Annotated in this window: 29 protein-coding genes; 18 read left to right on the top strand and 11 right to left on the bottom strand. The window is 62.6% G+C overall.

Annotation, left to right across the window (positions count from 1 at the left end):
* Positions 1-94: 94 nt before the first annotated feature.
* A complete protein-coding gene (locus ACQKI2_RS01410; RefSeq protein WP_427377948.1) occupies positions 95-493 on the bottom strand; it encodes a MucR family transcriptional regulator in 399 nt (132 codons plus the stop codon).
* Positions 494-714: 221 nt separating this feature from the next.
* On the opposite strand from ACQKI2_RS01410, the gene glyA reads away from it, so the two are divergent.
* Genes glyA through nusB form a run of 7 tightly spaced genes read left to right on the top strand, consistent with a single transcriptional unit; the run spans position 715 to position 5,822 of the window.
* Complete coding sequence (glyA, locus tag ACQKI2_RS01405; RefSeq protein WP_427377947.1) at positions 715-2,022, top strand: serine hydroxymethyltransferase; 1,308 nt, start codon at positions 715-717, stop codon at positions 2,020-2,022.
* Positions 2,023-2,028: 6 nt separating this feature from the next.
* A complete protein-coding gene (gene nrdR / locus ACQKI2_RS01400; protein ID WP_427377946.1) occupies positions 2,029-2,511 on the top strand; it encodes a transcriptional regulator NrdR in 483 nt (160 codons plus the stop codon).
* Positions 2,508-3,161 (top strand): RibD family protein, encoded by a 654-nt coding sequence (locus ACQKI2_RS01395; RefSeq protein WP_427377945.1) that lies wholly within the window; start codon positions 2,508-2,510, stop codon positions 3,159-3,161. Before nrdR ends, ACQKI2_RS01395 begins: the two co-directional genes overlap by 4 nt.
* 18 nt (positions 3,162-3,179) lie before the next feature.
* The gene (locus ACQKI2_RS01390; protein WP_427377944.1) at positions 3,180-3,803 is read left to right on the top strand and encodes a riboflavin synthase; all 624 of its coding nucleotides are present in this window, start codon (positions 3,180-3,182) and stop codon (positions 3,801-3,803) included.
* Positions 3,803-4,930, top strand: a complete 1,128-nt coding sequence (gene ribB / locus ACQKI2_RS01385) for a 3,4-dihydroxy-2-butanone-4-phosphate synthase (RefSeq protein ID WP_427377943.1) — start codon at positions 3,803-3,805, stop codon at positions 4,928-4,930. Before ACQKI2_RS01390 ends, ribB begins: the two co-directional genes overlap by 1 nt.
* The gene (gene ribH / locus ACQKI2_RS01380; RefSeq protein WP_035599332.1) at positions 4,930-5,358 is read left to right on the top strand and encodes a 6,7-dimethyl-8-ribityllumazine synthase; all 429 of its coding nucleotides are present in this window, start codon (positions 4,930-4,932) and stop codon (positions 5,356-5,358) included. Before ribB ends, ribH begins: the two co-directional genes overlap by 1 nt.
* On the top strand, positions 5,358-5,822 hold the full coding sequence (gene nusB, locus ACQKI2_RS01375; protein ID WP_427377942.1) for a transcription antitermination factor NusB: 465 nt from the start codon (positions 5,358-5,360) through the stop codon (positions 5,820-5,822). The genes ribH and nusB overlap by 1 nt, the downstream gene beginning before the upstream one ends.
* Before the next feature lie 241 nt (positions 5,823-6,063).
* On the opposite strand, the gene ACQKI2_RS01370 is transcribed toward nusB, so the two are convergent.
* Complete coding sequence (locus tag ACQKI2_RS01370) at positions 6,064-7,227, bottom strand: epoxide hydrolase family protein (protein ID WP_427377941.1); 1,164 nt, start codon at positions 7,225-7,227, stop codon at positions 6,064-6,066.
* A 212-nt stretch (positions 7,228-7,439) separates the two neighbouring features.
* The gene (gene erpA / locus ACQKI2_RS01365; RefSeq protein WP_427377940.1) at positions 7,440-7,781 is read right to left on the bottom strand and encodes an iron-sulfur cluster insertion protein ErpA; all 342 of its coding nucleotides are present in this window, start codon (positions 7,779-7,781) and stop codon (positions 7,440-7,442) included.
* A 27-nt stretch (positions 7,782-7,808) separates the two neighbouring features.
* Here erpA and ACQKI2_RS01360 point away from each other — a divergent pair, with 27 nt between their 5' ends.
* From ACQKI2_RS01360 to ACQKI2_RS01335, 6 genes are all read left to right on the top strand, one after another.
* Complete coding sequence (locus ACQKI2_RS01360; protein ID WP_427377939.1) at positions 7,809-8,981, top strand: deoxyguanosinetriphosphate triphosphohydrolase; 1,173 nt, start codon at positions 7,809-7,811, stop codon at positions 8,979-8,981.
* 115 nt (positions 8,982-9,096) lie between these two features.
* A complete protein-coding gene (locus ACQKI2_RS01355; RefSeq protein WP_427377938.1) occupies positions 9,097-9,915 on the top strand; it encodes an SPOR domain-containing protein in 819 nt (272 codons plus the stop codon).
* A 4-nt stretch (positions 9,916-9,919) separates the two neighbouring features.
* Positions 9,920-10,954: a beta-N-acetylhexosaminidase gene (gene nagZ / locus ACQKI2_RS01350; RefSeq protein ID WP_427377937.1), complete on the top strand. Its 1,035-nt coding sequence runs from the start codon at positions 9,920-9,922 to the stop codon at positions 10,952-10,954.
* Entirely contained in the window at positions 10,951-11,784 is an 834-nt protein-coding gene (locus ACQKI2_RS01345) for a segregation and condensation protein A (protein ID WP_427377936.1), read from the top strand. The genes nagZ and ACQKI2_RS01345 overlap by 4 nt, the downstream gene beginning before the upstream one ends.
* Before the next feature lie 10 nt (positions 11,785-11,794).
* Complete coding sequence (scpB, locus tag ACQKI2_RS01340; RefSeq protein WP_427377935.1) at positions 11,795-12,778, top strand: SMC-Scp complex subunit ScpB; 984 nt, start codon at positions 11,795-11,797, stop codon at positions 12,776-12,778.
* Positions 12,779-12,802: 24 nt separating this feature from the next.
* On the top strand, positions 12,803-13,507 hold the full coding sequence (locus tag ACQKI2_RS01335; protein WP_427377934.1) for a 4'-phosphopantetheinyl transferase family protein: 705 nt from the start codon (positions 12,803-12,805) through the stop codon (positions 13,505-13,507).
* A gap of 9 nt (positions 13,508-13,516) precedes the next feature.
* Here the strand turns inward: ACQKI2_RS01335 and ACQKI2_RS01330 are convergent, their stop codons facing one another.
* The 4 genes from ACQKI2_RS01330 to ACQKI2_RS01315 form a co-directional block, all read right to left on the bottom strand.
* Entirely contained in the window at positions 13,517-14,125 is a 609-nt protein-coding gene (locus ACQKI2_RS01330; protein WP_427377933.1) for a DUF1287 domain-containing protein, read from the bottom strand.
* A gap of 49 nt (positions 14,126-14,174) precedes the next feature.
* Positions 14,175-14,846, bottom strand: coding sequence for a nitroreductase (locus tag ACQKI2_RS01325; protein WP_427377932.1), 672 nt, complete (start codon positions 14,844-14,846; stop codon positions 14,175-14,177).
* A 62-nt stretch (positions 14,847-14,908) separates the two neighbouring features.
* Positions 14,909-16,240, bottom strand: a complete 1,332-nt coding sequence (locus ACQKI2_RS01320) for a cytochrome P450 (protein WP_427377931.1) — start codon at positions 16,238-16,240, stop codon at positions 14,909-14,911.
* 112 nt (positions 16,241-16,352) lie between these two features.
* The gene (locus ACQKI2_RS01315; protein WP_427377930.1) at positions 16,353-16,814 is read right to left on the bottom strand and encodes a DUF2244 domain-containing protein; all 462 of its coding nucleotides are present in this window, start codon (positions 16,812-16,814) and stop codon (positions 16,353-16,355) included.
* A 72-nt stretch (positions 16,815-16,886) separates the two neighbouring features.
* Here ACQKI2_RS01315 and nth point away from each other — a divergent pair, with 72 nt between their 5' ends.
* The 3 genes from nth (at position 16,887) to ACQKI2_RS01300 (ending at position 19,752) form a co-directional block, all read left to right on the top strand.
* Positions 16,887-17,651 (top strand): endonuclease III, encoded by a 765-nt coding sequence (nth, locus tag ACQKI2_RS01310; protein ID WP_427377929.1) that lies wholly within the window; start codon positions 16,887-16,889, stop codon positions 17,649-17,651.
* A 61-nt stretch (positions 17,652-17,712) separates the two neighbouring features.
* On the top strand, positions 17,713-19,386 hold the full coding sequence (locus ACQKI2_RS01305) for a S41 family peptidase (protein ID WP_427377928.1): 1,674 nt from the start codon (positions 17,713-17,715) through the stop codon (positions 19,384-19,386).
* Between the two features lie 12 nt (positions 19,387-19,398).
* Positions 19,399-19,752, top strand: a complete 354-nt coding sequence (locus ACQKI2_RS01300) for a hypothetical protein (RefSeq protein WP_427377927.1) — start codon at positions 19,399-19,401, stop codon at positions 19,750-19,752.
* On the opposite strand, the gene ACQKI2_RS01295 is transcribed toward ACQKI2_RS01300, so the two are convergent.
* Positions 19,749-20,627, bottom strand: a complete 879-nt coding sequence (locus tag ACQKI2_RS01295) for an ATP-grasp domain-containing protein (RefSeq protein WP_427377926.1) — start codon at positions 20,625-20,627, stop codon at positions 19,749-19,751. The two genes, ACQKI2_RS01300 and ACQKI2_RS01295, sit on opposite strands and share 4 nt — an antisense overlap.
* 146 nt (positions 20,628-20,773) lie before the next feature.
* Between ACQKI2_RS01295 and ACQKI2_RS01290 the strand changes: the two genes are divergently transcribed.
* Together ACQKI2_RS01290 and ACQKI2_RS01285 are read left to right on the top strand one after the other, a co-directional pair.
* Positions 20,774-21,772 carry an adenosine kinase gene (locus ACQKI2_RS01290; RefSeq protein ID WP_427377925.1) on the top strand — a complete coding sequence of 333 codons (999 nt, stop codon included), beginning with the start codon at positions 20,774-20,776 and terminating at the stop codon, positions 21,770-21,772.
* A gap of 69 nt (positions 21,773-21,841) precedes the next feature.
* The gene (locus tag ACQKI2_RS01285; protein WP_427377924.1) at positions 21,842-22,183 is read left to right on the top strand and encodes a winged helix-turn-helix transcriptional regulator; all 342 of its coding nucleotides are present in this window, start codon (positions 21,842-21,844) and stop codon (positions 22,181-22,183) included.
* A gap of 6 nt (positions 22,184-22,189) precedes the next feature.
* Here ACQKI2_RS01285 and ACQKI2_RS01280 read toward each other — a convergent pair whose 3' ends face one another.
* From ACQKI2_RS01280 to hslV, 3 genes are all read right to left on the bottom strand, one after another.
* Entirely contained in the window at positions 22,190-23,308 is a 1,119-nt protein-coding gene (locus tag ACQKI2_RS01280) for a hypothetical protein (protein WP_427377923.1), read from the bottom strand.
* 86 nt (positions 23,309-23,394) lie between these two features.
* A complete protein-coding gene (gene hslU / locus ACQKI2_RS01275; protein ID WP_427377922.1) occupies positions 23,395-24,699 on the bottom strand; it encodes an ATP-dependent protease ATPase subunit HslU in 1,305 nt (434 codons plus the stop codon).
* A gap of 113 nt (positions 24,700-24,812) precedes the next feature.
* Positions 24,813-25,370, bottom strand: a complete 558-nt coding sequence (gene hslV, locus ACQKI2_RS01270; protein ID WP_035599541.1) for an ATP-dependent protease subunit HslV — start codon at positions 25,368-25,370, stop codon at positions 24,813-24,815.
* Positions 25,371-25,447 lie beyond the last annotated feature (77 nt).

Raw genomic sequence — 25,447 nt, 5'->3', positions numbered from 1 at the left:
TCCGGATTTGTCCGAAATTGTCCGGTTTTGCCCGCGCAATGACCGGAAAACGCATCAAGATGGCCCGGTTTTGACGGGCCATTTGCTTGTAAAGTCAGCGTTTTTTGCCCAGGCCGATCTGCTTGGCGTGTTTCGAACGAAGCTTGGCATAGTTGGGCGCCACCATCGGGTAATCGACGGGGAGGCCCCATTTGGCGCGGTATTCTTCCGGCGTCATGTCATAGCGCGTGCGCAGGTAGCGCTTCAGCATCTTCAGCTTCGCGCCATCTTCCAGGCAGACCAGATATTCTGCCGTCACCGACTTGTTGACCGGAACCGCCGGTTCCAGCTGTGCGACCGGGGCAGGGACTGCAGATGAAAGACTGGTAATCGTTGCGTGAATACTTCTGATCAGCTCCGGAAGTTGTGCCGACTGAAGGGAATTATTCGCCACATACGATGAGACAATCTCAACCGTCATTTCCAAAGCGTCTATATCTTCCGGATCAGTCATTTGCCCACCCCATCCATCCTGTAATCATTGCTGCGATTCTCGCAATTCTTAGCTTGTCTAAGTATAATCGCGATAGCCCGTAAAGTATCGAGCTAAATTTTTCATCGCAGCGGCGAGGTTTCTTCTGTTCTAGTTGAAACTCTGCAGAACTTCGAGTCGCAGTTGCCCCGGTCGGCTCCACGGCGTAAACAGCGCCCAGACCGTCATATAGGAGGCTCCCCATGGCAGATTCGGCGCATGTTCCTGAAACGCTGGCCGGCGGATTCTTCTCGGCCGGTCTGGCTGAGCGCGACCCCGAGCTGGCAGCGGCCATGGCGAAGGAAGCCACCCGCCAGCAGCATCAGATCGAGCTGATCGCTTCGGAGAACATCGTCTCTCGCGCCGTCCTTGAGGCGCAGGGCTCGATCCTCACCAACAAATATGCCGAAGGCTATCCCGGCAAGCGCTACTATGGCGGCTGCGAATTCGTGGACATTGCCGAAGAACTGGCGATTGAACGCGCCAAGAAGCTGTTCAATTGCGGCTTTGCTAACGTCCAGCCCAATTCCGGCAGCCAGGCCAATCAGGGCGTCTTCCAGGCGGTGCTGAAACCCGGCGACACCATCCTCGGCATGAGCCTCGCTGCCGGCGGCCACCTGACCCATGGCGCCAAGCCCAACCAGTCGGGTAAATGGTTCAATGCCGTTCAGTATGGCGTGCGTCCGGACGATCACCTGGTCGACTTTGAAGAGGTCGAGCGCCTTGCCCGCGCCCACCGCCCCCAGATGATCATCGCCGGCGGCTCGGCCTATCCGCGCCAGATCGATTTCAAGCGCTTCCGCGAGATTGCCGATGATGTCGGCGCCATCTTCCTCGTCGATATGGCCCACTTTGCCGGCCTCGTCGCCGGCGGGGTCCACCCCAATCCGCTCGACCATTGCCACATCGCCACCACCACCACGCACAAGACGCTGCGCGGCCCGCGCGGCGGCATGATCCTGACAAATGACGAAGCGCTGGCGAAGAAAATCAACTCCGCCATTTTCCCCGGCATCCAGGGCGGGCCGCTGATGCATGTCATCGCCGGCAAGGCGGTTGCCTTCGGTGAGGCGCTGATGCCGGAATTCCAAGCCTATGCCGAACAGGTCGTCTCCAATGCCCGCGCCATGGCTGCGGCCTGCCGCACGGCTGGCCTCGACGTCGTCTCCGGCGGCACCGATACCCACCTCGCCCTGATCGACCTGCGCCCCAAAGGCGTCACCGGGAAGGATGCCGAAGCAGCCCTGGAGCGCGCCTTCATCACCTGCAACAAGAACGGCATTCCGTTCGATCCCGCGCCGCCGACCGTCACCTCGGGCATCCGCGTTGGCTCGCCTGCGGGCACCACGCGCGGCTTCCGCGAGGCCGAGTTCATCCAGATCGGCACCTGGATCGGCGAAATCGTCGAAGCCCTCGCGGGCGGCAACAGCGAAGCTGTCGAAACGCGGGTCCGTGAAGAGGTGAAGGCGCTGACAGCGCGCTTCCCCATCTATGAGGGGCTGGGAGCCTGATCCGTCTTGCGGTGTCCATTCTGCGGTTCTGACAATACGTCCGTAAAAGACAGCCGAGCTGCTGAAGACGACACCGCTGTGCGCCGCCGCCGCGTCTGCGAAAGCTGCGGCGCGCGCTTCACCACCTTCGAGCGGGTGCAGTTGCGCGAGATCATGGTGGTCAAGCGTGACGGCAAGCGCGTGCCGTTTGACCGGGAGCGGCTGGCCCGCTCCATCACCATCGCCCTGCGCAAACGCCCGGTAGACCGCGAGCAGATTGACCAGATGGTTTCCGGCATCCTCCGCAAGCTGGAGAGTACCGGCGAGCAGGAAGTCACCTCCAACGATGTCGGCGAGCTGGCCATGGAATCGCTCAAGCGCGTTGATCCGGTCGGCTATGTCCGCTTCGCCTCCGTTTACCGGGATTTCAAAGATCCTAGCGACTTCGCCCAGTTCATCGACAAGGCCGCCCTTGAAGATGAAGACGAAGACGACGCGCCCGGAAAATGAAAAACCTCCGCATCACCCTGAAGATTGCGTCCTCTCTGGATGGGCGCATTGCGCTGGCCGATGGCACCAGCCAATGGATCACCTCCAGCGCGTCGCGCGCGCGGGGCCACCAGATGCGCGCCGAAAATGACGCCATCATGGTCGGCCTTGGCACCGTGCTGGCTGATGATCCGCTGCTGACAGCCCGCACGGTGCCGCTGCCAGCGCGCCAGCCGGTGCGCATCGTGGCAGACTCGCGCGGGCGCCTGCCGCCCGCCTCGCGCCTTGCCCAATCGCTCGACCTTGGCCGGGTGGTTGCCGTCACCAGCGGTCAGGCCACTGAAACCGCCATCCCTCCCGGCATCGACATCTGGCGCTGTGGCAATGGCGTGCGTGTGGACGTGGCCGAATTTGTCCGCCGCGCCGAGGCCGAAGGCCTTCGCACCCTCCTCATCGAAGGCGGCAGCACGCTGGCCGCCACCTTCATCCGCGCCGGGCTGGTCGACGAGATCGCCTGGTTCCGCGCGCCCATCCTCATCGGCGGGGAAGGCCTTCCCGCCCTTGGCGCCCTCGGTCTCACGGATCTCAAATCTGCGACCCGCTGGCGCCCTGTCGCAACGGAACGGATTGGGGATGACGTTCTCGACACTTATGTTCGCTCTGAGCAATAGGCCCCAGGATAAGAAATCATGTTTACTGGCCTCGTCACCGATGTCGGCACGGTCCGCAAAGCGGAACACCGCAACGGCCTCACCCGGTTTGAAGTCGAAAGCGGCTATCCCCTCGCGCAGATCGCCATGGGCGCTTCCATCCTGCATTCCGGCGTCTGCCTGACCGTGGTGGACAAGGGGGAGGGCGCGCGCGGCGCCTGGTTCGCGGTTGAGGCTGTGCCTGAAACCCTGTCGAAAACCATCCTCGGCGGCTGGCAGGAAGGCACGCGCGTCAACCTCGAACAGAGCCTGAAGCTGGGTGAGGAACTCGGCGGCCATTTCGTCTTCGGCCATGTCGATGGCGTCGGCGAGATCGTCTCGGTCGAGCCTGAGGGCCAGTCCTTCCGCGTCACCATCCGTCCGCCCGCCGCCATCGCGCGCTATTTCGCCACCAAGGGCTCCGCCGCGGTCGATGGCGTCTCGCTCACCGTGGCCGCTGCCCTGCCGAATGGCGATTTCCAGGTTGCCATCATCCCGCACTCCTGGGAAGTCACCACCCTCAGCGCCCTCCAGCCCGGCACGAAGGTAAATCTCGAAATTGATATGCTTGCGCGCTATGTGGCCCGCATGATCGGCGCGGATGCGCCAAAGGGAGCTGAATAATGAGCAGCGAGTTCACCGCCGCCATCTCCTCAATCGAGGAAATCATCGAAGACGCCCGCAACGGGCGCATGTTCATCCTGGTCGATGCCGAAGACCGCGAGAATGAGGGCGACCTCATCATCCCGGCCACCTTCGCCACGCCGGAAGCGGTCAACTTCATGGCCAAGCATGGCCGCGGCCTCATCTGCCTCGCCATGACGCAGGAGCGCGCCCACACGCTCGCGCTGGACATGATGACCCGCAACAACCGCGAAAGCATGGGAACGGCCTTCACCGTCTCCATCGAAGCGAAAGAGGGCGTCACCACCGGCATTTCGGCACATGACCGTGCCCGGACGATCGCCGTTGCCATTGATCCGACCAAGGATCATGACGACATCGTCACCCCCGGCCACGTCTTCCCGCTGATCGCCAAGGAAGGCGGCACGCTCGTCCGCGCCGGCCATACAGAAGCGGCCGTGGACATCTCCCGCATGGCCGGCCTCTTCCCGGCAGGCGTCATCTGCGAGATCATGAATGACGACGGCACCATGGCCCGCCTGCCGGAGCTGATTGCCTTCGCCCAGCTTCACAATCTCAAGATCGGCACCATCGCAGACCTGATTGCCTGGCGGCGCCAGAACGACCGCTTCCTGGAGCGCCGCATCGAGGCCCCGCTGGAATCCGATTATGGCAGCGGCTTCCGCACCGTCTGTTTCCGCAACACGATGGACAATTCCGAGCATATCGCCATCGTTCATGGCGACATCACGCCGGATGCCACCACCCTCGTCCGCGTCCACCGCACAGACATCCTGGCCGACATTCTCGGCGAGAAAGGCCCCCGCTCGGGTCTCGTCTCCCGCGCCATGCGCCTGATCGCGGCAGACCCCCAGCCGGGCGTCGTCGTCTTCGTCAACACTATGCAGCCGGGCTCTCTTGCAGAGCGTCTCGGCCTGAAATCCGCGGCCCCGCGTGATCCGTCCGCACCTCTCAGAGAGTACGGCATCGGGGCTCAGATCCTGCGCGAACTCGGCGTCCGACGCATGGTATACCTGTCCGATACACAGCCCACCCGCCTAGCAGGGCTTGACGGATACGGTCTGACAATAGAGGGCTGGCGCCGCCTGAACGAGGAGAACACCTGATGGCCGACCGCGTCCTCATCGCGATTTCGCGCTATTACAAGCATATCAGTGACGAGCTGGAAGCCGGCGCGATGGAAGTGCTCGAAGCTGCCGGCGCGAAGGTCACCGTCATGGAAGTGCCGGGCGCTTTTGAAATCCCCGGCCTGATCGCCATGTCGGCCGATTCTGGCCGGTTTGACGGCGCTGTGGCGCTGGGCTGCGTCATTCGCGGCGAAACCAGCCATTATGACTATGTCTGCGGCGAGAGCGCGCGCGGCCTGATGGACCTCATCGTCCAGCGCCGCCAGGCCATCGGCTATGGCATCCTCACCGTGGAAAATGAAGCGCAGGCCCTTGCCCGCGCAGATCGCAAGCGCAAGAACAAGGGCGCGGAAGCGGCCAATGCCTGCCTTGCCATGATCAAGTTCCGCAAAGAGCTGATCCGCTGATGACCCAGAAGATGCCCTTCGATGTCACACGCGCGCGCCGCGCCGGCGCGCGTCTTGCGGCTGTTCAGGCACTTTACGAAATGGAGCAGACGGAGAAATCCGCCCGCGCCACCATCCGGGACTTCATGGAAGACCGTCTGGGCATCGGCCCGGACGGCCTGCCCGTGGAGGAGGCGGACCCCGACCTTTTCAAATCCATCGTCAATGCCGTGGTCGAGCATCAGGCGAAGATCGACACCGCTATTCTGGCGCGTCTCGCTGAAGGCTGGAAACTCACCCGCCTCGACGCCACCATGCGCGCCCTCCTGCGCGCCGGCGCGGCCGAATTCATCGCCCACCCGGAACTCTCCGACGCGGTGATCCTCGACGAATACGTCTCCCTCGCGCACGATTTCTTCGAGGAAGGCGACGCGAAGTTTGCGAATGCCGTCCTCCAGAACATGGGCCGCGATTTGCGCGCTTAAACCCCTCTCCCGCTTGCGGGAGAGGAGGGGCCCATTGCGAAGCAATGGGAGGTGAGGGCTTCTATACCCCTCGGATCGTCACCCAAACCCCTCCGCACACGTCACCCTCGACGGGCAGAGCCCGTCAGAGGGCCCATCGCCAGCCCCCTCCGCAGGTCCAATCGGTGAAGTCAGAAGCTGGGCGCTCAGATGGCCTTCGGCCATCGAGCGTGACGAAGGAAAGGTATGCGAGAGAACAAGTTCACCCCACCTCCCGCGCCCAGGCCCGCACATCCTCCACAAAAACCTCCGGCGCTTCCATCGCGGCGAAATGCCCGCCGCGCGGCATGTCCGTCCACCGAACAATATTATACGCCCGGTCCGCCCAGCTTCGCGGCGGCGCCACGATGTAACGCTCGCCGGGATAGCTCGCAAACGCCGTTGGCGTTTCGCAGCGCTCGCCTTCGGGCAGGCCGTTGCCGCCTTCCTGGAAGAGGGCATTGTAATACCACACGCTCGTCGCAATCGCGTCATTGACGAGGTAGATCATCACATTCGTAAGCAGCTGATTGCGCGTGTAGACTTCGAAGAGGCCGCGCTGTGAAAGATCGCTCCAGCCATGGAACTTCTCCAGAATCCACGCCGCCGTGCCCATCGGCGAATCCATCAGCGCCATCGCCAGCGTCTGCGGCTTGGTCGCCTGCTGCATCAGATAGGCGCCCTCCATCTGCATCATCATTTGTGAGTGCTGCAGCCACTGGATTTCCTCCGCTGTCTGAGGAACTGCCGGCGTGGGGCGGAAGCCCATCATGTTGAGATGGATCGCCTTCGCCCCGCCTTTGCCATCATGCGCGCCGTGGTTCTTGCCGATCCAGGAGGTGACCATCGAGCCCCAATCCCCGCCCTGCGCCAGATAGGTGGAGTATCCCAGCACCTCCCGCATCAGCCTATCCCATAGCGCCGCCGTCGCTCGCTGGCCGATAGGGGAGGCAGGCCTGCCCGAGAAGCCATAGCCGGGCAGGGACGGGATGATCAGGTCAAACGCATCTTCCGCTTTCCCTCCGTGTTCGGATGGGTAGGCGAGCGGGCCAATCGCCTGCCAGAACTCATAGATGCTGCCCGGCCAGCCATGCGTGATCAGCAGCGGGCGTTTCCCCTTCGCCTCGCCCACCACATGCAGGAAATGGATGCTCAGCCCGTCCACCTCCGCCGTGAACTGCGGCCAACGGTTGAGCTCCGCCTCCGCTGCCCGCCAGTCATACTGGTCCAGCCAGTAGCGCTGGATGTCCTGCATCACCGGTGTCGACATCCCATAGGCGAAGCCCTGCTCATTGGCCGGGGCAGGGAACCACTTATAGCGCTCTACCCCCGCCCGGATTTCGGCGAGCTTCGCATCTGAAACATTGACCTTGAATGGCGTCGGCATGGCGCGTCCCTCCTCTGATTGGATCGAACCTAGCTCACTGGCGTGCACCAGCTAAGCCATCCCCCAGCGGCAAGACCCTCACCTCCCACCGCCAAAGGCGGTGGGAGGTGAGGGGGGCGACGTTACGTCTGGGCGCATACCAAAAAACTCCAACCGCGTTGGAGTTTTCCCACCCGCAATTGGAGTTTCCGTTGGAGTTTTTTAGAGCTTTTTTAGACCGAAAAACTGGTCCCGCAGCCGCAGGCGGCGGTCGCGTTCGGGTTCTTGATCTTGAACGCTGCGCCGATCAGCTCTGTGGAAAAGTCGATCTCCGAGCCGCGCAGAAACTCAAGGCTCATCTCGTCGATCAGCACCCTTGCTCCGTCGCGTTCGATCACCAGATCGTCCGCATTGGCCGCAGGGGCGAAGTCAAACTTGTAGGAGAAGCCGGAACATCCGCCCCCCTCCACAGAGACGCGCAGAAAGGCGGCGCCGTCCTGTTTGGCGAGAATCGCGTTAATCCGCTTCGCAGCTGAAGCAGTCAGGGTCACATCCGGGGCAGTGGTCTCGGTCATGGGCACAAGATAAGGACGAATTCCTTGATGGAAAAGAGAGCCCCTTACGCAACACGTCACGAAGACAGCCGGGGCCGCTTCTTCGAGGAGGCGCCATCGGCTACCCGCACGCCGTTCCAGCGGGATAGAGACCGGATTATCCACGCCACGGCCTTTCGCCGCCTGAAGCAGAAAACCCAGGTTTTCGTCGCCCATGAGGGCGATCATTTCCGCACGCGGCTGACGCACTCCCTTGAAGTTGCTCAGATTTCCAGAACGATTGCGCGCACGCTGGGCTTGGATGAAGACCTCGCCGAGACGCTGGCGCTGAGCCATGATCTCGGCCATCCCCCCTTCGGTCATGCGGGGGAAGACCAGCTCGACGCCTGCATGGCGCCCTATGAAGGCTTTGATCACAATGCGCAGTCGCTGCGCATCGTGACGCGGCTGGAGCGCCGCTATCCGCTGTTTAACGGGTTGAATTTGACCTGGGAGACCCTGGAAGGGCTCGTCAAGCATAATGGCCCCCTGACTGGGCCGGACACGCCCATCACGGCCCTGCCCATTGCGTTCAGGGACTTTGCCCACCTCGAAGACCTGGAACTCGACCAGTTCGCCGGCCCCGAAGCCCAGGTCGCCGCCCTGTCAGACGACATCGCCTACAATAACCACGACATAGATGACGGCATCGCGGCGGGCCTGTTCACTGTCGATGATCTGATGGACCTCCCTGTAGTTGGGGATGTTTTTCGCGGTGTCCGCATGGAATACCGTGATCTCGACGACCGGATGGTCACCTATGAAGCCGTCCGCCGCCTGATCGGCCTGTGGATTAACGACCTTGTGGACGAGACCCGCACCCGCGTGAAGCGGCTGAAGCCCCAGTCAGCCGCCGAAGTGCGGGCACTGGGCGAGCCGCTGATCGGTTTCTCCGAGGCCCTTGAAGGCCCTCAGCGCGCGCTGCGGACGTTCCTTTATTCCCGCATGTACAAGCACTACCGGGTCAACCGGATGCGCTCGAAGGCCAAGCGCGTGCTCGCTGACCTGTTCGAGGTGTTCCTGAACGAACCGCAAACCCTGCCGCCGCCCTGGAACGCCGCCGCCATCAGGGAAGAAGGCATCGGCAGGGCCCGCATCGTGTGTGATTACATGGCGGGAATGACCGATACCTATGCCCTGGAAGAGTATCGCCGGCTGTTTGATACAAGCGCGCTTACCTAGCGGAAAAGGGCAGCAGGAAATGGCATTTCCACCGGGTGAAGGGCCTCTCTTCAAGGCTCGTTAAGGAAGCTCCCTTAAAAATTAACCTACGTGAATGATTCCAAGGAGTTCTCCCATGAGCCGATCGGACATGGCAGGCCGTGAAAACCCGTTTGAAGACGACTATCGTGGCTTTGATGTGCGCGAGGATGAAGCCGCGCGCGGACCCCTTATCCTCACCCTTGCGATTGGCGTGCTGCTGATTTTCGGCGGCGTTGTCTGGAATACCTACCGGCAGGGCGTGCGCCCCGCCACCGATGGCCTGCCTAGCGTGATCGCTGAGGCCCAGCCCTTCAAACAGCTGCCCGCAGACCCCGGCGGCAATCCGGTGAAATACACTGACAAACAGTTCTACGATGCCATGGACGCTTCAGAGCGCTCCGAAGCCGATATGAAGCTCGCCTCTGCCACCACGCCTGCAGCTGGCGCCCTTGCGGGCGGCCCGCCGGCTGATCTGCGCCCGGTTCCATCCGAAACCCTGGCCGAAGAGACCGTCACCGCAGCGCCCGCGCCGCAGCCTCTGCCGGTAACGGATCTGCCTTTGCCCGGCTCGGAAGCCAAACAGCCGATTTCCGCCGTCTCGATCAAGCCGCCGGAGCCCATCGCGCCGCTCTCCTCGCAAGCGCGCTTCACCTTCACCGAATCCGGGACTTTCCTAGTCCAGATCGCCGCCCTGCGCTCGGAAGAAGCAGCAGAAACTGCATGGCGGCGCGTGACCTCTTCGGCCCCGGAGCTGTATCATGGCGCCTCGAAGCGCATTCAGCGGGCAGACCTCGGCTCTGAAGGCGTTTTCTACCGCCTCCGTGTTGGCGCCTTCGCCGAACGGTCGGAAGCTGTCGCTTTCTGCGAGGCGATCAAGGAAACCGGGGCGAACTGCATCGTGGTGACGGGATAAATTGGTGAAAGCCTGCATTCTCAGCGTATCGGGTCCGGAGTTGACCCCCGGCGAAGCTGCGCTCTTTGCAGCTGAGAACCCTTGGGGTGTCATCCTGATGGGCCGCTCCTGCGTGTCGCGGATGCAGGTGCGCAGGCTGGTGGCCGATATCTGGACCGCAACGGGTCGCGAAACGCTGATCTTCATCGACCAGGAAGGCGGCCGCGTTGCCCGCCTGAAGGCGCCTGAATGGCCGCTGTTTCCGCGCGGGGCTGACTATGCGGCGCTGTATCAGCAGGACAAGGCGCTCGGCCGGGAGGCCACCTGGCTCGGCCACCGCCTGATCGCATCCGAACTGGCTGCGCTTTCCATTCATGCCGATTGCTCCCCTGTGGTCGATCTGCCGGTGCCCGGCGCGCATGATGTGATCGGGGACCGCGCCTTCGGCACGGAGCCCGAGCAGGCCGCAGATCTTGCCCGCGCCGCCCTTGATGGCCTCACCGCTGGCGGCGTTGCGGGCGTCATCAAACACATTCCCGGTCATGGCCGGTCAATTTCGGACAGCCATCTGGAACTCCCCCGGGTCACCGCTGGTCAGAACGAACTCGCCAAGGATTTCGACGCCTTCGCCCGCTTGGCCGATGCGCCGATGGCGATGACGGCCCACATCGCCTATGAGGCCTATGATCCCGGCAAGGCCGCCACCGTCTCCCGCATCATGATTCAGGACATCATCCGGGGCCGAATCGGCTTTGATGGTCTCCTGATGACGGATGATCTGGGCATGAAGGCGTTGGGCGGCACATTGACGGAGCGCGCAGCCGCGTCGATCGCGGCGGGCTGCGATGTGCTGCTGCATTGTTCGGGCTTCCTGAAGGAGGCTGATGCCATCCTCGCCGAGATGACCGAGGTGGCCAAGGCTGCGCCGGACCTTTCCGGCAAGCCAGCCGTGCGCGCGGCCGCTGCGGACGCGGTTGCGAAGAAGGCTCAGCCTTTTGAGCCGGCGCCTGCCTGGAAGCGTTTTCACGACCTGATCCCACCGCCGGGAGCGATGGCATGAGCGGCGAAACGATCTCGATTGATGCCCTGTCTGCAGGGGCCGAAGACGCTGAAGGCGTCAACATCTTCAATGTAGAGATCGGCGGCTATGAAGGCCCGCTCCACCTGCTGCTGGAACTCGCCCGCCGCCAGAAGGTGAACCTGCTGCAGATTTCCATGCTGCGCCTGGCCGAGCAGTATCTCGCCTTTGTCGAGGATGCGCGCAGCAAGCGGGTCGATATCGCAGCAGACTATCTGCTGATGGCCTCCTGGCTCGCCTTCATGAAGTCGCGCCTGCTGCTGCCCAAGCCCGAAGCGCTTGAGGAAGACGAGCCGACGGGCGAGGAAATGGCTGCGCGCCTGTCTTTCCGCCTGAAGCGCCTCGAAGCGATGCGCCAGGCCGTCCGCGAACTGGAAGCGGGCCCTGTGCTGGACCGCGTTGTGTTCCTGCGCGGCGAGACCGAGCAGCCCAAGGTTGTGAAGCATACGGAATATACCGCCTCGCTCTATGATCTCTCCACGGCGCTCGGCACCATCCGGGACCGCCGCGAGAAAGAGCGTCCTCACCGGATTGAGCAGCAGCTGGTACTGCCGCTGGAACAGGCGCGCACGACGCTGCGCGGCCTGCGCGAGCAGCTCGACCAATGGGCAAGCCTGGCTGACATCCGAACCGCGATGACCGACATCAACCCCGAAGTGCCCGAACGCTCGGTAACCGCCAGCGTCTTCTCTGCTGCGCTGGAACTGACGCGCGACGGTGAGGTCGATCTGCGGCAGGACACGCATTTCGCGCCGATCTATATGCGCCGCGTCGCCGCCCGCCCGCCGGAGCTGGCCAAGGCAACAGCGTAAGGTGGGCGCCATGATTGACCACACCATGCAGGATCAAAATCCGGAAGATCCGCAGGCTGAGTTTCCTGGCCTGACAACGCCTGCCTTTGAAGGCACCCGTGAAGAGCTGCTTGCCGAAGGTGTGCGCCGGGCGGAAGCTGTCTTGTTTGCTGCCGGCCAGCCGCTCTCGGCCGAACAGGTGGCGCAGGTGCTGCCGCAGGGCATCGAAGCTGGCGAAGTACTGATGACGCTCCGCGGCATCTATGCAAAGCGCGGCGTGAACCTTGTTGAGGTGGCGGGAAAGTGGCGCTTCCAGACGGCGCAGGATCTTTCCTGGCTGTTCGTGGAAGAGCGTCAGGTTCAGAAAAAACTGGGCCAGGCCGCCATGGAAACGCTCGCCATTATTGCTTATGGCCAACCTGTAACGCGCGCAGAGATCGAGGCCGTGCGCGGTGTCGCCGTTGCCAAGACCGTGATCGATACGCTGCTGGAAACCGGCTGGGTGCGCACGCGCGGGCGCCGCAAGACGCCGGGCCTGCCGATCTGCTATGGCACGACCGACAAGTTCCTTGAGCATTTTGGCCTCGAAAGCCTGGATACGCTGCCCGGCAAAGCTGATCTTGAAGCTGAAGGTCTGCTCTCCGATGTGATTCCGGCAGGCTTCCAAATGCCCGATGAGGAAGCCCTGACCGAAGATGATGTGCTCATCAATGATCTGGGCGAACTGGCTGATACTGAATCTTTCGTCACGGATTTTGTGACGGAGGAAGAGGTGGCTGCCGAGGAAGGTCCGGTTGCGGAGGAAGTTTCGCCCTCTGCATCTGAGGCGGCCGATGAGGACGAGTTTGAAGAAGACGGGGCCGTCAGTGTGTTCGCTTATACCCGCGCGCCAGAGCGGACGCAGGAAGAGGTCGACGAGTTCGACGGCGCTGACATCAAGGCGGCTGTGATGCGCCTGCGCAAGGAAACGCGCGTGCCTCAGCAGCCCATGGATACCTGGCGCGACGACGAATAGTGCGGGCCTGAAAGGAACCTTTCTGTGACGGCTTCCGGTGACCTGCCTGTCGATGTGTGGACTTGGAGCCTTGATATTGACGAGGCTCTGGCAGCCAAGGTCTCCGATTGGCTGACCGCGGAGGAGCGCCAGCGCGCCGCGGCCTTCATAACGCCGCAGCTTCAGCGCCGCTGGATCGCTGCGCGGGCAGGGATGAGGGGTATTCTTGCATCGGTGCTCGGTGTTGGGCCGCAAGCGCCCGTCTTTATCCTTGGCCGTCATGGGCGCCCTGAACTGGCGGGCGGAGATTGTCCGTACTCGTTCAACCTCAGTCATAGCGAGTCCCTCGCTGCCTTTTCTGTCAGCAAGGCCGCCGTCGGGGTTGATGTGGAGCAGATCAAGGCATTGCCTGAAGGCGTGGCGGGGATGGTGTTCTCGAAGGCGGAGATCGCGGCGCTGGAGGCGGCGCCGGAAGACGCCCGCGCGGTGGCTTTCTATCGCTACTGGACGGCAAAGGAAGCGGTGCTAAAGGCGCTTGGTACCGGGCTTTCTGTCTCCGGGCGAAGCTTTACCATCGACATATCCCGCCCGGATGCGCCGCGCCTTGTTTCGGCGGACTGGACGGATCACGAAACCCAGGCTTGGCAACTCGCCGCCTTCCACCCCGCAGAGGGGTTTGCGGGCGCCGTTGCCGTCAGAACGCAGAGGCCGCTGCGCCTCACCCTTCAGTCCTGGTCTTTCGGGGAATAACGGCCTCGCTCAGGCATCGGACGGCGGGAACCGGAAACGCATCGGGCTGTCATAGTCTGTCCGGATTTCCTCCTCGCGCGTGCCCCCGCCGATATTGTGAATATACTGCGCCCGATCCGTAACCGGATCATATCCGGTAAAGATCGCGATATGGGGCAGGCGGCCGCCCAGGCGCATGGTGACAAGATCGCCTGCCTGCCAGTCCTCCCGCCGCCCCGGCGCTTCGCGCTTGAGGCCCTGCCGCGAAAAATATCGCTCCAAATTGGGCACGCGGCGATGGTCGATGTTCCGGTCAGCGCGGGTGAGCCCCCATGTTCCGGGATAGCTTGAGAAGTTCGCCTTCATGTCGGCATGGACCAGCTGTTGAAGGTCCACATCGAACGCATCCCGATAGGCGCGGATGATGACATCCGTACACACACCGGTTTCGCGGGGGACATCGCCGCCGGGGTAATCCAGCCTCACATAGGCCGGATCGTAACCGGTCGTCACGCCGATCTGCGTGCGGGCAGCGCGCAGCAGTTTGTCTGTCCAGTCTCGCGCCGGCTCGGCAAACCCCGCTGAGGGCAGCAGGGGGAGGGCAAGGCCTGTGGCAAGAAGGGCGCGGCGCGTGATCATGATACGGATCAAACCGCGCCCTTGCGGCAGGATTTAGGCGAAGGCGCGGCTAGAACCCGCGAAATTCGGCGACTTCTTCCAGTGGCGCGCGCTCGGCGCGCAGCGTGTTGGCCTTCTCGTTCGGGTCTGGCTTGCCCACGGCGACGCCGCACCAGACCATTTCCGTCGGCCCAAGGCCGAAATGTTCTTTCAGCGTGGGGCGCAGGATGCCCCAGCACTCCTGGAAACAGGTGCCCCAGCCGCGCTCTTCGGCCAGCAGGGCAAGCGTCTGCAGATACATGCCGGCATGGCCCCATTGGCCATGGCCCATTCGCTCGTCGATGACGAGGAACACCGCCACCGGCGCGCCGAAGAAGCGGAAATTGTTGGCAAACCAGCGCAGGCGCCCGGCCTTGTCCTCGCGTGGGATTTCGAGGGCTTCATACAGCATCTCGCCCACGCGGCGGCGGCGGGCTTCATGCGGTTCCCACAGGCCCTTGGGATAGATCGGGCGGTCGGTGGGTTCGCCGGCCGGATTGGCAGCAAGCTTGGCTTGCGCAATCTCGATCACCTTGTCCTTCTCCGCCCCGGTGACGACGATGACACGCCAGGGCTGGGTATTGCCGCCCGAAGGCGCGCGCTGGCCGGCCGTCAGCCAGGCTTTGATATCTTCTAGCGGCAGGGGATCGGGCAGGAACCCGCGCGTGGAAATCCGCTGCTCGACGGCTTGGGTAACATCCATGAAAAAACCTCCTGTCAGATCTGACAGGAGGTCTAATCAGGTGCCGTGGCGGTCGCCAAGCCTTACTTCGGGTGAAGCACGACCGGCATCCAGTTGTAGCCCTTCACGAAGGCGTTCTGGTTCAGCGACGGTTCGGCCAGCACTTCGATATGCTCGAAGCGTTCCATGATCTCTTCCCAGAGGATGCGCAGCTGCAGTTCGGCCAGGCGGTTGCCGACGCAGCGGTGAATGCCGAAGCCGAAGGAGATGTGGCGGCGGGCTTCCGGACGATCAACGATATACTCGTTCGGCTTGTCCCAGAACCGCTCGTCCCGGTTGGCCGAGGCATACCACATGGCAACCTGGTCGCCCTTCTTGATGGTCTTGCCGTGCATCTCGACATCTTCCAGCGCGGTGCGGCGCATATAGGCGAGCGGCGTCTGCCAGCGGATCGTCTCGGAAACCATGTTCGGAATGATCGACGGATCAGCCTTCAGCTTCTCATACTCTTTGGGGAACTTGTTGAGCGCATAGACCGAAGCGGTCATCGAGTTGCGGGTCGTGTCGTTGCCGCCCACGATCAGCAGGATGACGTTGCCCAGCAGTTCCATCGGCGTCATGTTCTTCGTCTTCTCGCCATGGGCAAGAAGGCTCATCAGGTCGGCTTTCTGCGGCTGTTGCTGGCGTTCCTGGAAAATGCCCATGAACGTCATCAGACAGTTCATCATCGTGGCTTTCCACTCTTCCTCACCGCCGGGGCAGATGTCGGGATTGTGCATGCCGGTGGCCACGTCAGACCAGTGGGTCAAGTCGCGGCGTTTCTCAAAGGGATAGTCGAACAGCGTGGCCAGCATCATCGTGGTCAGCTCGACGGAAACCTTGTCCACCCAGTCGAACGGCTCGTTGACGGGCAGGCTGTCGAGCAGACCCTGGGTGCGCGAGCGGATCAGCGGCTCGTAGACCTTCAGCATGTCCGGCGCGACGGCGGGCTGAACGGTCTTGCGCTGCTCGGAGTGGCGCGGCTCGTCCATGGCGATGAACATCGGCATTTCAAAGTCGCTGATCGGCGAGCCCAAGGTGATGCCGCCATATTCCCAGCTTGAGGAGAAGCGTTTGTGATCGGTGTCGATCGCCATCACGTCGTCATAGCGGGTGATCGACCAGAACGGGCCGGGGAAGCTGTCCGGGCAGTAATGCACCGGGTCTTCATTGCGCAGGCGCTCGAAGCGGTCCCAGTATTTGCCCTGGCGCCACAGCTCGCCATCGATCAGATCGAGAGTCGCCAGATCAATCTCCGAAGCGGGCGGAATCTCTGCCCCGAAGTGGTAATTGTGCGGATGGAGCGGTTCGCGCTCCGTCACCTTCGGGCGCTGCAGCGCCGGGTGATTGACGAAAGAAACGGTGTCGGCGGCCATATTCAATCCTCCAGGAATCCCACCCTCTTGGCGGGGCGTATCGCGTCGCTGGGGAAAGTTTTAACACAGGCTTTTTGAAAAAACCATGACGCTTGCGTCATTTTTTTGCGGCTCAGGCAGTATGGCGCTCGGCTCTGGCCGCCAGAAGGGCCTGGCGGAGGGCTTTGGCAAAGGAACTCCGCTCTGGTGGCGTCAGGAAACGGCCAATGATCCAGGCGGTTTTGCCATGCTCGATCCGCAGCCAGCTGGTCGGCCCGGCGGGCTCTTCCAGCTCCACCCGGGCAAAGGCAGAGGGCACTTCTGCGTGCTTTTCCCGGCCTTTGGCGTCCTTGTGATGCAGGCGGATGCTCCGCGCGGTCACGGTCACACGGGTTTCTTCCCGCTGCCGCTTGTAGGAGATGTGGAAAGCCAGCCAGATGGCGGCAATGTCCAACCCCATGAAGCCCAGGATTGGCCCGGCCCCCATCGACCAGAACATCAGCCCGGTCATGAAAAAGGTGAAGGCGATGGCGGCCATGGCGATGATAAAGCCCTGCCGGCTGAGCGACCGGTTGGGCGTCAGCACCGCGTCCATGTAAACCGTTTCTTCTGCGGGAAGCATAGGGACTAGAGATAACACGCCCTTGCGCCGGGAAAAGGGCGCTCTATGCCTCACATCATGCCAGACGCTGCCAAACCCGCCCAAAAGACCGCCCGCGCCACCCCGCGCTCGAAATTCACCCGTGCCAAGGCGGCCGAACTCTTCGCCGCGCTGGCCGCAGACCGGCCCGATCCACGCACCGAGCTGGAATTCGTCAACCCGTTTACATTGCTGGTGGCCGTTGCCCTCTCGGCGCAGGCAACAGACGTTGGCGTCAACAAGGCCACGCGCAAGCTGTTTGCCGTGGCGGATACGCCGGAGAAGATGCTCGCGCTGGGGGAGACGGGCGTTGCCGGCTACATCAAGACCATCGGTCTCTGGCGCAACAAGGCCAAGAACGTCATCGCGCTCAGCCAGAAGATCCTTGACGAGTTCGGGGGCGAGGTGCCGCGCACCCGGGATGCGCTGACCACCCTGCCGGGCGTCGGCCGCAAGACGGCGAATGTCGTGATGAACGAAGCCTTCGGCGAGCCGACGATTGCGGTCGATACCCACATCTTCCGCGTTTCCAACAGAACCGGCCTCGCGCCGGGCAAAACGCCCGACCATGTTGAAGCGGGCCTTGAGCGCATCACGCCGCCCGAATTCAAGAAAGGCGCTCATCATTGGCTGATCCTGCACGGGCGCTATGTCTGCAAGGCGCGCACACCCGAATGCTGGCACTGCGTGATCGCTGATCTCTGCGCCTTCAGGCCGAAGACGCCAGACCCCGCCGCCCGCGCGGCGCTGGGGCCGAAAAAACCTCGAAAACCACCTTCAGGCGCAATTTGAATTGACGTTAGCGTCCGGCTCGGCAAACCTTTTCCAAAGGGTGGCGAGAGGGAATAATGTCATGCGTAACAGGCTCACCAAGGCTGGTTCCATGAGGACAATGGCGCTCGCCTTGCTGACGCTTGCCATGCCCGTCTGGTTGTCGGCCTGCGGAGGCGGTGGGGGTGGCAGCAGTGGGGGCGGCGCCGTTTCCCCGCCTCCACCCCCGCCACCCCCGGCTGCCGGGCCTACCTGGACGCCGGGCGTCTACCAGCCCGCCAGCACATTCAAGAACCGCTGCGAGGTCCGCCGCGTCGGACAGGACATCGAAGGCAACACCTATCCCGATGTACAGGGCACCGCGCTGGAAGAGCGTTTCTGGCTGCGCTCATGGACCAACGAGACCTATCTCTGGAACACTGAAGTAACCGACCGGAATCCGGCGAACTTCACCAACCGGCTGGATTATTTTGCCGTCCTGCGCACCTTTGCCACCACGTCTTCGGGGAAAGAGAAAGACGATTTCCACTTTAGTGAGCCTACGGAGGAATATCTCGCCGCCCGCAATGCCGCGCCGACAGCGACCTACGGCGCCAGCTATATTGCGTTCTCGACAACACCCCCGCGTGATTTCCGGATCCGCTATACAGAGCCGAACTCGCCCGCTTCCGCAGAGGTGGGCGGCCAGCCGAATTTCGAGCGCGGCTCGCGCATCCTGCAGATCAACGGCATTGATCTGGTGAACACGAATTCGCAGTCTAACATCAACCAGCTGAATGCTGCCCTGTTTCCCTCCACGCCCGGCCTGACAAACAGCTTCACGGTTCAGGATCCAGACGGGGCTACGCGCACCGTGTCGCTCACATCGGTGAACCTGTCTTCCAAACCCGTCAACCGTACCCGGATCATCAGCACGCCCACCGGCGATGTCGGATATATCCTGTTCAACACGTTCAGCCCCTATGCCAGCGAGCGCGACATCTACGATGCCATGGCGGCAATGCAGACGGCGGGTGTCAGCGATCTAGTGCTGGATCTGCGTTACAATGGAGGCGGCCTGCTCGCCGTGGCGTCCCAGCTGAGCTACATGATTGCCGGCGAAACGCGCACGCGCAATCAGGTGTTTGAGCAGCTCCGCTTCAATGCCGCCGCAGGAAACCGCAACCCCGTAACCGGACAGATCAATAATCCGATCCCGTTCTATTCCACGGGTGTCGGGTTTTCCCTGTCGGACGGCACTCCGCTGCCATCGCTCAACCTGCCGCGCGTGTTTGTGCTGTCTACGGGGTCCACCTGCAGCGCCAGCGAGGCTGTGGTGAACGGCCTGCGCGGCATTGGCGTGGAAGTGATCCTCATCGGCAACACCACCTGCGGAAAGCCTTTCGGCTTCTACCCCACCGACAATTGCGGCGAGACCTATTACACCATCCAGTTTCAGGGCGTGAACGGGCAGGGGTTCGGAGACTATGCCGACGGTTTCATTCCGAACAATTCGGCCGCCTCCTACGGGGTGCGCCTTCCGGGCTGCCAGGTAAGCGACGACCTCACACGCGAGCTGGGGGATGAAAACGAGCGTCTGCTGGCGGCGGCGCTGAGCTATCGCGGGTCGCTGGCCTGCCCGGCGGTGTCGGCGCAAGCGACCACGGCTGTGGCGAGTGCGAATGGCAGCGCCGGCTCCGGGGGTATCCCCCTGCGGCCGCCATCGCCCTCCATGCTTGAAACGAACCGCGACATGACCATGCCCCATGGCAGATAGGAGTTAGGTGTCATGAAATACCGTATCCTGAGTGTTTCCATGCTGGCCGGGATTGCGGCCTGCCAGTCCTCGCCCCAACCTGCGACGCTGACAGACGCCTCTCCGGAAACCATCTCGGTTCTGACCGGCGTTCTCGCTGCCGCTGTCGACCGTGCCCAGATCCAGCTCGGTCCCGGAGACCTGACAAAGGAGTCGGTTGTTTCCGTCCTGCCGCCAAAACCCGGGCCCCTGGAAGGCAACAGCCCCGCCATGCCGACCATCTTCGACATCGTGTTGATGGACGGGGATTGCTATGTCCGCGAACGCCAGAGCGGCGAGATGTTCCCGCTGACTGGCATTGCCTGCACGCCGGCTGGGGCGAATTAGGCGGCGCCGATCCGTTTCGCCACTGCCGCCGCCATCCGCTCACCCAGGTCCGGCCCTTCCTTGGGATAAAGGTAGGGCTCGATCACTTCGAGTTCCATCAGCAGCAAGCCGCCATCTTCCCCGCGCAGCATGTCTACCCGGCCATAGAGCGGTGTCTCGTCCAGTGTGCTCAGAATGGCGCGCGCGGCGGCAAGATCTTCCGTAGACGGATGCAGCACTTCCTCCCGCCCGCCATAGCTTGACTGGATGCGATAGTCGCCCGGCTGCGCGCGCTTGATCAGGGCATGGCAGAATTCCCCGTCGATGAAGATGAAGGAAAGCTCGCCCTCCTTCTGGATCATCGGCAGGAAGGGCTGCGCCATCATCGCGTGTTTCATTTGCGGGATCGCCTCGCCCCGGCTCAGCTTGTGCTGGTCCTTGGCGCCCGCGCCCACCTGCCGTTTGAACACCAGCGTCTCGGCGCCCAGAGTGTCGAACGCTGCCTTCGCTTCGGCCTCCTCGCATGTATCGAGCCAGAGTGTCGGGATCAGCCTGGCACCCTTGGCTTCCAGATCGCGCAGATAGGTCTTGCGGGAATTCCAGCGCACGAGGTCTGCTGGATTATAGAGCCGCGTCTGTTTGCCGAGGGCGTCCAGCGCGGCGAGGAATTCTTCCAGCCTGTCCCAATAGTCCCAGGTTGTGCCAATGATGGCGGCCTCAAACTGGGTCCAGTCCACCTTCCGGTCGTCCCAGCACACATCCACCACTTCCAGGCCGCGCGCGCGGAAAGGGGCGCGCAGGGCGTCCATCATGAAGTCATGCTCAAACGCATCCGTCCGGCGGATCATGGAGCCTGGAATGGTAACGCGGCTGGCGAGATAGGCGACTTTTTTCATGGGATGGACAGATCGTTTTCGCTGGAGAAAGGGGCAGGCCCCGGGCTGCGCTGCGCTCTAGCGGCCTGCGGGTCTTGTGTCCACGCGCTGTGTCTGGCAAGGCGCTGAACGCCTGAGTTTTAATGAATTTCGAGGAGCCGCCCCCAGTGACCGCAGCAAAATTCGACGTCGTCGGCCTCGGCAATGCCATCGTAGATGTTCTTGCCCGCGCAGACGATGCGTTCCTCACCCGCCATGGCATCCACAAGGACGTCATGCAGCTGATCGAGGAACCGCGCGCCGAAGAGCTGACGGGGCTGGCAAAAGATGCGGTGATCACCTCGGGCGGCTCCGGCGCCAACACGATTGCCGGCCTCTCCAGCTTCGGCGGCAAGGCGGCCTATATCGGCAAGATCTCGAATGATGAGCTCGGCCACCAGTTCATGCGCGAGATGATGAAGGCTGGCGTGCCATTCCACACGCGCCCTCTGGAAGAAGGCCCGGCAACGGCCCGCTCGATCATCTTCGTCACCGATGACGGCCACCGCTCCATGAACACCTTCCTCGGCGCCTCGGTCCTCTTCTCGAAGGAGGATGTGGATGCAGATCTCGTGCGCAGCGGGCAAATCCTTTACCTTGAAGGCTATCTGTTTGACCGCGACGAGGCCAAGGAAGCCTTCGTTCACGCCGCCGAGATCGCCAAGGCGGCCGGCCGCAAGGTCGCCGTTACCCTGTCCGACAAGTTCTGTGTCGACCGTCACCGGGCGAGCTTCCGCCACCTCGTGAAAGGCTTTGCCGACATCGTGTTCGCCAATGAAGCTGAGCTTCTCTCACTTTATGAAACCGACGATTTCGATGCCGCCCTGAAGGCGCTGCACGCCGATTGTGCCGTCGCGGCGGTTACCCGCAGCGAGAAAGGCTCCATCGTGTTCGGCGATGGCGACCCGATCGTGATCCCGGCCGAACCTGTTGACGCTGTGGTCGATACCACCGGCGCGGGCGATCAGTATGCCGCTGGTTTCCTCTTTGGTGTGGCCCGCGGCCTGCCGCTCGCCACTTGCGCGCGCCTTGGCCATATCGCGGCGGCAGAAGTGATCGGTCATATCGGCCCGCGCCCGGCCGTCTCCTATAGCGATCTGGCCGAAGCCGCCGGAATTCGTGTCTAGGGTACCGAATATTCCCGAGACGTAGCGTTTCTTTCTGGAACTTTCGTTTATCTGCGGTACACTTGCCGTATGAAATGGTCAGAACTGAACGATAACTGGTGCCCGGTGGCGCGGACCCTGTCCGTCGTTGGAGATCGTTGGACGCTGCTGATCCTGCGGGATTGTTTTCTCGGCAAAACCAAGTTCGAGGAGTTCGCGGCATCAGGCGGCATGACCCGGCATATCTTGGCAGACCGGCTCAAACGCCTGGTTGAAGTGGGTATCCTGGAGCGCCGCGCCTATTCCACCTCGCCGAAGCGCTACGATTATGTGCTGACCGCCAAGGGCGAGGAGCTTCGCCCCGCCCTGGCGATCATGAAGGAATGGGGCAAGAAACATCTGCCCATCCGCCGCGCCGCCCTGGAAGGCTGACCGCCATCAAACCGGATAGCGCAGGATAGCGCCCACCGAGCGCCCGCCGGGAACTTCGCCGGCGCGCACGGCAAACACCTTGCCGCCATTCACGATCACCCGGCGCGCCACTTCATCCAACAGCGGGTAGTTGTCTGCTGTGTCCGCCTTGGCGAAGGTCACATGGCCCTTGTCGTCAATCAGGCCGGCGCGGGTGTCGTTCATATCTGCAAACAGCGTGTCCACCGCCCCGTAGGTCGCGGCGCGGGCCACATCGGTCAGGTCGGTCGCCGTCCGCCCGGCTGAGGAATGCTGCTCGAACACCTGCGCCGCCTTGGAGAGGTCTTCAGCATACACACCATCCAGAACCGGTACGGAGAGGCGTGCCAGTTCATTATCCTTCACGGCGTCCGGGCTGATGCGGATCTGGTCATGCGCCATCCGGTGATAGGTGTTCACATGCGGGTAGAGATGCGCCAGCGGGTCAACAGCGGCCACGATCAGCGGCGTGTCCCGCCCCGCCAGAATAGGCCGCAGGGCCGCATCAATCGCCCGCAGGTATGAGAGGTGGCGGATCCGCTGTCCTTCCTCGCCATGAATACGGGTGAAGGAAGATTTGTCGTTGATCGTGGTCTTGCCCGCATGGCTCGCCGCATCCTTCGGCAAACCCGGCACCTTCACCTTCTTTGCGGGCATGTCGGAAAACACTTGCACCAGCCGCACGCCATTCTCAGAAAGCGCCAGAACAAACGCTTCATGCGGAAAGGTCACCGCGCGCATCAGCGGCAGTAGGTGAAACCGGTCGGCCACCTCCGTTGAGGGCGCCAGTTTGTTGGCCAGCCGGAAGCTGGTTACGCCTGAAGGCCTGGCGAATACAGCCAGGCTGTTTGCCTGCACGCGCCAGAAATGGTCGTCCTCGGCAAGGTCCAGCAGGGCGATCTCGGCCAGGCCGACTTCCCGTTTGTCATGGCCCGCCGCGCGCGCCTGATCGGCCGCTTCACTGATCAGATGACGGAATTTCAGCCGCGCTTCGCCAATGCGTTGGGTCAGCGGGGTCGTCGGCACATAGATGGAGATGCACACACCCCCGCGCGCGGCATTCAGCCGGGCAATATCCTGAGGGGTTGGGGTATCCACATACAGCATGACAAGGCCTCCCGTTGATCTGCTTCAACGTGAGAACAGTTCATTCCGAAGGGAACGACCCTCAATAAGGGAAACTACGGATCAGCCTACAGAATGAACTTCGAAAGGTCCGCATTCCCGGCCAGACCGCTGACCTTTTCGTCCACATAGCTTGCCGTGATCACAAAGGTCTCGCCGGCCTTGTCCGGGGCGTCGAAGCTGATTTCGTCCAGCAGGCGCTCCAGGATCGTCTGCAGGCGGCGGGCACCGATATTCTCGATGGTCTTGTTCACCGCTTCGGCAAGGTCCGCGATCCGGTCGATGGCGGTGTCCTCGAAGGTCAGAGTCACGTTTTCGGCCGCCATCAGCGCTTCATACTGGCGGATGAGGCTCGCCTGCGGTTCCACCAAAATACGGCGCAGGTCGTCCCGCGTCAGCGGCTCCAGTTCCACCCGGATCGGCAACCGCCCCTGCAGTTCGGGCAGCAGGTCGGATGGTTTGGAAACGTGAAACGCGCCCGAAGCGATAAACAGGATATGATCGGTCTTCACCGCGCCGCGCTTGGTCGACACGGTGGTGCCCTCGATCAGGGGCAAGAGGTCGCGCTGCACGCCTTCGCGGCTTACATCCGCCCCGCCCCGGTCCTTGCGCGCGGCGATCTTGTCGATCTCGTCCAGGAACACGATCCCGTCTTCCTCCACGGCGGAAACCGCTTCGCGCACGATCTGGTCTTCATCCACCAGCTTGTCGGCTTCCTCGGTCACCAGCGGTTTTGCCGCCTCGCGCACGGTCGTCCGCACACGGCGCGTGCGCCCGCCCATCGCCTTGCCCAGCATGTCGCCCAGATTGATCATGCTCATGGAACCGCCCTGTCCGGGGATGTCCAGCATCTGCATGGGATTGTTCGTGTCGGCAAAGTCGATGTCGACTTCCTTGTCGTCCAGTTCTCCCGCGCGCAGCTTGCGGCGGAACACTTCGCGAGTGGAGGCCTGCGCTTCGGCGCCGACGAGGGCGTCCAGCAGGCGTTCCTCGGCCTTGTCACGCGCAGCCTGTTCCACACCGGCCCGCTTCTGCTCGCGGATCATGGAAACGGCTGCCTCCACCAGATCCCGCACGATCTGCTCCACATCCCGGCCCACATAGCCCACCTCGGTGAACTTGGTCGCTTCCACCTTCAGGAAAGGTGCATTGGCGAGGCGCGCGAGGCGGCGGGAAACCTCGGTCTTGCCCACGCCCGTCGGCCCGATCATGAGGATGTTCTTGGGCGTGATCTCGCCGCGCAGGTTTTCCGGCGCCTGCTTGCGCCGCCACCGGTTGCGCAGGGCGATGGCCACAGCGCGCTTGGCGGCGTTCTGGCCAACGATGTGGCGGTCAAGTTCGGCAACGATTTCTCGGGGCGTCAGGTGTTTCATGAAGTCCGTTTCGTCTGTCTCTGCCTAGCGCCTCTGAGGGCGGCGCCGAGGGAGGTTCATTGAAGAAAGAGGCGGTCTCGTTGGAGAAACCGTTGGAGTTTTCTGGCCGGCGCCTAGACGTCCAGCGTTTCCACACTGAAATGGCTGTTGGTGTAGACGCAGATATCGGCAGCAATCTGCATCGCCTTGCGGCCGATCACTTCGGCGTCATTCTCGTAGTCATAGAGGCCGCGGGCCGCCGCCAGCGCATAATTGCCGCCTGAGCCAATGGACACCACCGGATGTTCCGGCTCCAGCACATCGCCCGCCCCGGTAATCACCAGCGTGCTGTGCTTGTCCGCCACGATCAGCAGGGCTTCAAGTTTCTGGAGGTATTTCTCCGTCCGCCAGTCCTTGGCCAGCTCTACAGCGGCCCGTTGCAACTGGTCGGGGAAGCGTTCCAGCTTCGCCTCCAACCGTTCGAACAGGGTGAACGCATCGGCGGTCGCCCCGGCAAAACCGGCGAGAATCGCCCCGCCGGCAATCCGGCGCACCTTGCGGGCATTGCCCTTCATTATGGTCTGGCCCATCGACACCTGGCCGTCGCTGAGCATCACGAGTTTGCCATTCTTGCGCACGGCGAGCACCGTCGTTCCGTGCCAGATGGCCTTTGAATCCTGAGGGTTAGTCATCCAGAACACATGGCGTCTTTGAGGGGCGCGCGCAATAGAGGCTGACTGCGGCAGGAAATACAGAAGATTGTCACATA

This window comes from Hyphomonas sp. NPDC076881 (genome assembly GCF_050269995.1).
Lineage (GTDB): Bacteria > Pseudomonadota > Alphaproteobacteria > Caulobacterales > Hyphomonadaceae > Hyphomonas.
This window is presented reverse-complemented; position numbering and strand designations above follow the sequence as displayed.

Bases quoted from the DNA above. Each gene is read 5' to 3' on its own strand.
- ACQKI2_RS01410 (WP_427377948.1), bottom strand. From the start codon at position 493: ATGACTGATCCGGAAGATATAGACGCTTTGGAAATGACGGTTGAGATT.
- glyA (WP_427377947.1), top strand. From the start codon at position 715: ATGGCAGATTCGGCGCATGTTCCTGAAACGCTGGCCGGCGGATTCTTC.
- ACQKI2_RS01395 (WP_427377945.1), top strand. From the start codon at position 2,508: ATGAAAAACCTCCGCATCACCCTGAAGATTGCGTCCTCTCTGGATGGG.
- ACQKI2_RS01390 (WP_427377944.1), top strand. From the start codon at position 3,180: ATGTTTACTGGCCTCGTCACCGATGTCGGCACGGTCCGCAAAGCGGAA.
- ribB (WP_427377943.1), top strand. From the start codon at position 3,803: ATGAGCAGCGAGTTCACCGCCGCCATCTCCTCAATCGAGGAAATCATC.
- ribH (WP_035599332.1), top strand. From the start codon at position 4,930: ATGGCCGACCGCGTCCTCATCGCGATTTCGCGCTATTACAAGCATATC.
- nusB (WP_427377942.1), top strand. From the start codon at position 5,358: ATGACCCAGAAGATGCCCTTCGATGTCACACGCGCGCGCCGCGCCGGC.
- ACQKI2_RS01370 (WP_427377941.1), bottom strand. From the start codon at position 7,227: ATGCCGACGCCATTCAAGGTCAATGTTTCAGATGCGAAGCTCGCCGAA.
- erpA (WP_427377940.1), bottom strand. From the start codon at position 7,781: ATGACCGAGACCACTGCCCCGGATGTGACCCTGACTGCTTCAGCTGCG.
- ACQKI2_RS01360 (WP_427377939.1), top strand. From the start codon at position 7,809: ATGGAAAAGAGAGCCCCTTACGCAACACGTCACGAAGACAGCCGGGGC.
- ACQKI2_RS01355 (WP_427377938.1), top strand. From the start codon at position 9,097: ATGAGCCGATCGGACATGGCAGGCCGTGAAAACCCGTTTGAAGACGAC.
- ACQKI2_RS01345 (WP_427377936.1), top strand. From the start codon at position 10,951: ATGAGCGGCGAAACGATCTCGATTGATGCCCTGTCTGCAGGGGCCGAA.
- scpB (WP_427377935.1), top strand. From the start codon at position 11,795: ATGATTGACCACACCATGCAGGATCAAAATCCGGAAGATCCGCAGGCT.
- ACQKI2_RS01330 (WP_427377933.1), bottom strand. From the start codon at position 14,125: ATGATCACGCGCCGCGCCCTTCTTGCCACAGGCCTTGCCCTCCCCCTG.
- ACQKI2_RS01325 (WP_427377932.1), bottom strand. From the start codon at position 14,846: ATGGATGTTACCCAAGCCGTCGAGCAGCGGATTTCCACGCGCGGGTTC.
- ACQKI2_RS01320 (WP_427377931.1), bottom strand. From the start codon at position 16,240: ATGGCCGCCGACACCGTTTCTTTCGTCAATCACCCGGCGCTGCAGCGC.
- ACQKI2_RS01315 (WP_427377930.1), bottom strand. From the start codon at position 16,814: ATGGACGCGGTGCTGACGCCCAACCGGTCGCTCAGCCGGCAGGGCTTT.
- nth (WP_427377929.1), top strand. From the start codon at position 16,887: ATGCCTCACATCATGCCAGACGCTGCCAAACCCGCCCAAAAGACCGCC.
- ACQKI2_RS01305 (WP_427377928.1), top strand. From the start codon at position 17,713: ATGCGTAACAGGCTCACCAAGGCTGGTTCCATGAGGACAATGGCGCTC.
- ACQKI2_RS01300 (WP_427377927.1), top strand. From the start codon at position 19,399: ATGAAATACCGTATCCTGAGTGTTTCCATGCTGGCCGGGATTGCGGCC.
- ACQKI2_RS01295 (WP_427377926.1), bottom strand. From the start codon at position 20,627: ATGAAAAAAGTCGCCTATCTCGCCAGCCGCGTTACCATTCCAGGCTCC.
- ACQKI2_RS01285 (WP_427377924.1), top strand. From the start codon at position 21,842: ATGAAATGGTCAGAACTGAACGATAACTGGTGCCCGGTGGCGCGGACC.
- ACQKI2_RS01280 (WP_427377923.1), bottom strand. From the start codon at position 23,308: ATGCTGTATGTGGATACCCCAACCCCTCAGGATATTGCCCGGCTGAAT.
- hslU (WP_427377922.1), bottom strand. From the start codon at position 24,699: ATGAAACACCTGACGCCCCGAGAAATCGTTGCCGAACTTGACCGCCAC.
- hslV (WP_035599541.1), bottom strand. From the start codon at position 25,370: ATGACTAACCCTCAGGATTCAAAGGCCATCTGGCACGGAACGACGGTG.